This window comes from Ketobacter sp. MCCC 1A13808, assembly GCF_009746715.1.
Lineage (GTDB): Bacteria > Pseudomonadota > Gammaproteobacteria > Pseudomonadales > Ketobacteraceae > Ketobacter.
Map to the genome: position 1 here is coordinate 1 of NZ_VRKW01000034.1, position 5,232 is coordinate 5,232.

The window sequence follows — 5,232 nt, forward strand, 5'->3', positions numbered from 1 at the left end:
CTGTGAATCATTTCGTTTAAAAACAATATGTAAACCCTTACCATTTGGCATTGAGCAATAGTCAAGATAAGTGATTGCGCCAAGTGATGATTTAAGGGTTAAGCCCCACTCAAGCAACGCACCTGGTGTGGTTATTGGTGGTAGAGTTGGGGCTTTGGTTGGCCTTGCTCTATCAGATGGTGCGCAAAAGAACAAGACGAGACAGGTTAAGCAGCCTCCGTTAAAATTAATTGTTTCTGCCATTATGTGCGTGGATGGTATCTTGGTACTTCTAAGTCTTTGATCATCATTCTTATCTGCGCCCATGGCATTTTCCGAAAAGCATAAAGGAAAGACTGGTATGAGCTTTCAAGAAGAAATAGATCAGTATAAAAAGCGTTTTAAAGACAAGGTGCCCGAAGCTGTGCAAGAAGTGATGGCTGCTGAAGCTAGCAAGTTAAAAGACAAAGATCTGCGATCCAGCGCATTGAAAAAAGGTGATCAGCTACCCGAATTCTCACTTCCTAACCATTTAGGTACGGTCGTTGAATCAGGTTCCTTACTTGCTGATTCTCGTTTAGTAATCTGTTTTTACCGTGGTGGTTGGTGTCCTTATTGCAACCTGGAGCTTCGAGCCTATCAAGCGCATTTGGATGAAATTAAGGCCTTTGGCGCTGAATTGGTAGCGATTACCCCCGAACAGCCGGATAGTAGTCTTGAAACCATTAACAATAACAAGATTGATTTCCATGTTCTTACTGATGAAGCCTGTGAGTATGCTGATCGCTTGGGCATAGTGCATTCGCTAACTGAAGCCCTAAAGCCAATTTATAAAAACACTTTCAACATAGACATGGAAAAGCATAACGGTGAAGGTCAATATAAACTGCCTTTACCGGCAACATTCGTTGTGTCAAAGAACGGCGACATCGTGTATAGCTTTGTCGAATCGGATTATAGAAATCGACTTGATCCAAAGGAAGTCGTCGATATCCTTAAAACGCTGTAGCACCTGCTGTTAGTACCTTTAGTCATAACCGCTAGATGGTTTTAATTGCCATTTCAATAGCTGCAGCAGCATGAATATCGGTGGTATCGAACAAAGCGACCGGAGTGTCCGATTGCTTTATGAGTCCACCGATTTCAGTACAACCTAGAATGATAGCCTTAGCGCCTTCATTCTCTAAATTATCAATGACTGATAAGAAAAATTTCTTCGATTCCTCGGTTTGCTTGCCGAGGCAAAGCTCATCAAAAATTATTGAATTGACTCGATCTCGTTCCGTATTTGTTGGAATAAGGACATTCAGGCCATATTCTTGCTGCAGTTTTTGCGAGTAAAATTCTTGTTCCATGGTAAAAGAAGTGCCGAGTAATCCGACCGTCTTGACCTCGCTTTGTATCAACTTATGAGCGGTGGCATCGGCGATGTGTAAGAGCGGGATGGAAATATTGGCTTGGATTTGAGGGGCAACTTTATGAATGGTATTCGATGCGATTATTAAGAAGTCTGCACCGGCTGATTGAACTTCTTCTGCAGCCTCTACGAGGATAACACTAATTTCGTCCCAGTTCTGTTCCTTTTGCATTTGCGCTATAGGTGCAAAATCGACACTATATAAAATGAGCTTCGCTGAGTGTAAGCCGCCAAGCCGAGTTTTGATTCCTTCATTAAGTAAACGATAGTAGTCGGCACTGCTTTCCCAACTCATACCGCCAAGTATTCCAATGGTTTTCAAAGTATCAGCCTTTACTCGGTCTCAAAATCAACAAAATGGCGGATTTCCCGAGCGCTTGAAACCCAGCTTGATATAGATTGATGGAAACTGTCATTTTCGAATTCGTGCAGGGCATCTTGGTTTTCAAATGTGGCGATGAAAACGATATCGAAGGCTTTGGCAGAATCTGATTGATTAATGCCGACTTCGAGATGATGGATGCTCGGTACGTTTTCCTCCAAAGACTGTAATTTTTCTTTCATTTCGTGTGCTTGGGATTTGTCTTTCAATCTCCACATCGCGACTCGCTTTATCATATGCACCTGACCACGGTATTCGTTGTTTGCTTATGCTAGCTACTAGCTCATTTTTAGTATTATAAAAGATTGTCTACTAAGAGGTATAAGCCTTTACTGTGTATCCGTGTTTGTAAGGGAAGTCGATTCATTGTGGGGTTCTAGGCAATCCGAGGTCCGGCCAAGATTCGTGTAAAAAGTTCCACGAAAGCATCTTAACCTATTGTTTTTATTAGAAACACATCTGCTCACTACCTTGCTTATGTGGTCATTATATGAACATCCCCTTCCTGCTCTTCCCTCTCCGCTGAATCTACGCCATAGTCATAAGCTTTTTGCGAGCGACGTATGGCGGCTATTCATGATACTGCATTCCCCCGAATCAAATACAACCTGACCCATAAAGAGATAGCTCGAGTCTACACGCCAATCCATGAAGAAATCATATGGGTAAGAAAACGGCGCTTTAAAGGCGCACAATCACTGACTTGTCTGGTTTATCTGAAGTGCTTCCAACGGTTGGGATACTTTCCCAATCCTAGCGATATCCCTGTGTCGGTGATCAACTACATTGCCAGCTTTACCCGCTTTTACCAGGAAGAGTTCCAGCACCTTCCTGTGGTTCCGAAATCCACGTTGAAACGGATCAAAGATGCCGTCAGGCAATTCTGTTGTGTCGAACCTTTCACCATGAGTGTTCAGGGGATTTGGATAAAATCGTTCGCAAAGGAAATTGCCAGAACTAAGGAAAATGTGGTCGACATCATTAACGCTTTACTCGAAATTTTGGTAAAGGAATCCATTGAACTACCCGCCTTCTCAACATTGGAACGCATCGCCGTTACCGCCCGAGCCTACGCAAATCGAGCGTATTTTCGTGCGGTAACCGGGGTACTCAACCAGGAAACAACCGACATTCTAGAGGCACTATTACATACAAAATCCGATAGTGGAGAAACTCATTGGCAGGTTCTGAAGAATGAACCACAGAAACCGAATGTTCAAGGGCTAACGAATTTCACTGACCATACTGCATGGATCAAAACGTTGCATGAGAAGGTGGGCCCGCTCCCAGAAATCCCTGAGGATAAGCGAGCACAGTTCATTCTTGAAGCCAGGGCTTACACCGCCGACCGCATGAAAGCTATGCAGCCCACGAAGCGAAAAGCTCTGCTCGCCTTATTGGTCAGTGAGCAACTTTATTGTTGCACCGACTTTATGATTGATTTCTTTATTCGAGAAATCCGGAAGATACACAACCGAGCACGAAACGACCTTAAGAAATTTCAAGAAGGTTCTACCCAGGAACAAGAGCTTTTGATTTGTATGCTCAGGGACGTTTCTGAGGAACTGTCCAATCAATCGGAACCCGCTACCATGGTAGCAAAGATATCATCTGTGCTGGATGATCCCACCGATGTTATAGCGCGTTGTAACCGACTTGTGCTTCATGGATTCAATAACTACTTGCAGTTCCTACCCAGGCGCTACACCAGGCCATTGAGAAAGGCGCTTTTAGATTGCCTGGAACTGTTAGAAATTGATCACACCGCTCATGGTGGACAGTTATTGGAATGCTTAAATGCAGTTATCCACTTTCGTCACCAAAAGGTAAAGTCCCTGGCAGTATCTACCGTGGGCTATAACAGTAACATGGACGGTTCACTGGCCATTGATTGGATCAGCGCTCAGTGGAATACGGTCTTGTTCGTCGATCAAAAGCCCAGTCGTATCAATCGATTCATGCAACATGATATGTTTGAGCTTTGCGTGATGACGGAGATAGCGAAACGTTTTGTTTCTGGGGACCTTTTTGTACAAAAGAGCACAAAATACGATGATTACCGACAACATCTGGTACCGTGGGACGAGTATGAAGAACTGGTTTCTGCGTTCTGTGAAGCAGTCGGGCTAAGCGAGTATCCCAGTACCTTTGTCGGCGACTTAAAAAACTCTTTTGTGGATATCGTCCATAATGTTGATGACAAAATTCCAGAGGACAACTTCGTCGTACTCCATCGAGATGCGATCTCGTTGAAAAAGCGAGCAGTCGAAAAGGACAACCGCCAAATCAAGAAGGTAGACCAGGCCCTACGGGATAATCTCCCCGATATTAACATCCTAGATCTGTTGATAGAGACTATTGATTGGACCGAAATCGAAAATCTATTTGGTCCTCTATCTGGACACCAGCGAAAAGTAAAGGACTATAAAATGCGTCTGGTCGCATCACTACTGTGCTTCGGATGCAATCTAGGCCCAACTCAGACAGCCCGCTCCATTAAATCCCTGAGCCGGAAGCAGATTGCCTATCTAAACTTGTCTCACGTACGTGAAAAGGATCTGATCAAGGCAACTGAGAAAATCATCAATACCTATAACGAATATGATCTGCCGAAGTACTGGGGAACCGGCAAAAATGCTTTGGTAGACGGAACGCTATTCGATATGTATGAGCAAAATTTACTTTCGGAATACCATCTCAGGTACGCATCCTATGGTGGAATCGGCTATTACCTGGTTAGCGACAAATACATCGCGCTCTTCAGTCGCTTTATTCCCTGTGGTGTCCGCGAAGCAATGCACCTGATTGATGCGATCATTGAAAATGAATCGGATATTCAGCCCAACAACGTCCAGGGTGACACCCACGCCCAGAGTACCATTGTATTCGGACTTGCGCATCAGCTTGGTATCAAACTGATGCCTCGCATCAGTAACATTAACTCGTTAATCTTTTTTAAACCGGATCGACGTGTCCGCTATAAAAATATCGACGAACTGTTCTCAGAAGGAATCAACTATCAGCTCATCCGCGACAACTACCGGGATATGCTACGTATTGCGATATCCATTAAAGAAGGAAAAGTTTCGGCCTCGACCATTGCTCGTCGCCTGAGATCTCGTGGTATTCGAAATTCTCTCTACTTTGCCTTTCGCGAACTCGACCGTGTGGTGAGAACACAATTCTTGCTGGAATATATTAGCAATATCGAGTTGCGGGAGACCATTCATGCCTCCACCTGCAAAAGCGAAGAGTTCAATGAATTCATACAATGGGTATTCTTTTTCAACCATGGCGAGATTCAGGAGAACTTACGGGCAGAACAGGAAAAAAGACCCTGTAAATAATTCTGTGTAACTGCAGGGTTAAATATAATCCTTCAAACGGTCTTCGAACAGAATCATAAATCGGTTTAAGGCCGTTTTCCAATTTCTTATGGGCATCGTCCATTTTT

The 5,232-nt window shown here is 43.9% G+C and carries 5 protein-coding genes; 2 read left to right on the forward strand and 3 right to left on the reverse strand.

Annotated elements, in window-relative coordinates:
* Positions 1–306 (reverse strand): DUF3379 domain-containing protein (locus FT643_RS23625; RefSeq protein ID WP_232340407.1); only part of this gene is annotated, 306 nt, incomplete at its 3' end.
* Positions 307–340: 34 nt separating this feature from the next.
* On the opposite strand from FT643_RS23625, the gene FT643_RS22570 reads away from it, so the two are divergent.
* Positions 341–988 carry a peroxiredoxin-like family protein gene (locus FT643_RS22570; RefSeq protein ID WP_198043823.1) on the forward strand — a complete coding sequence of 216 codons (648 nt, stop codon included), beginning with the start codon at positions 341–343 and terminating at the stop codon, positions 986–988.
* Positions 989–1,019: 31 nt separating this feature from the next.
* On the opposite strand, the gene FT643_RS22575 is transcribed toward FT643_RS22570, so the two are convergent.
* On the reverse strand, positions 1,020–1,718 hold the full coding sequence (locus tag FT643_RS22575; protein ID WP_156873668.1) for an aspartate/glutamate racemase family protein: 699 nt from the start codon (positions 1,716–1,718) through the stop codon (positions 1,020–1,022).
* 11 nt (positions 1,719–1,729) lie between these two features.
* The gene (locus FT643_RS22580) at positions 1,730–2,014 is read right to left on the reverse strand and encodes a Dabb family protein (RefSeq protein WP_156873669.1); all 285 of its coding nucleotides are present in this window, start codon (positions 2,012–2,014) and stop codon (positions 1,730–1,732) included.
* Positions 2,015–2,341: 327 nt separating this feature from the next.
* On the opposite strand from FT643_RS22580, the gene FT643_RS22585 reads away from it, so the two are divergent.
* Positions 2,342–5,125: a Tn3 family transposase gene (locus FT643_RS22585; RefSeq protein ID WP_156873670.1), complete on the forward strand. Its 2,784-nt coding sequence runs from the start codon at positions 2,342–2,344 to the stop codon at positions 5,123–5,125.
* The last annotated feature ends 107 nt before the right edge of the window (positions 5,126–5,232 follow it).

Excerpts from the sequence above, each read along its gene's own strand:
- FT643_RS22570 (WP_198043823.1), top strand. The coding sequence starts at position 341 with ATGAGCTTTCAAGAAGAAATAGATCAGTATAAAAAGCGTTTTAAAGAC.
- FT643_RS22580 (WP_156873669.1), bottom strand. The coding sequence starts at position 2,014 with ATGATAAAGCGAGTCGCGATGTGGAGATTGAAAGACAAATCCCAAGCA.
- FT643_RS22585 (WP_156873670.1), top strand. The coding sequence starts at position 2,342 with ATGGCGGCTATTCATGATACTGCATTCCCCCGAATCAAATACAACCTG.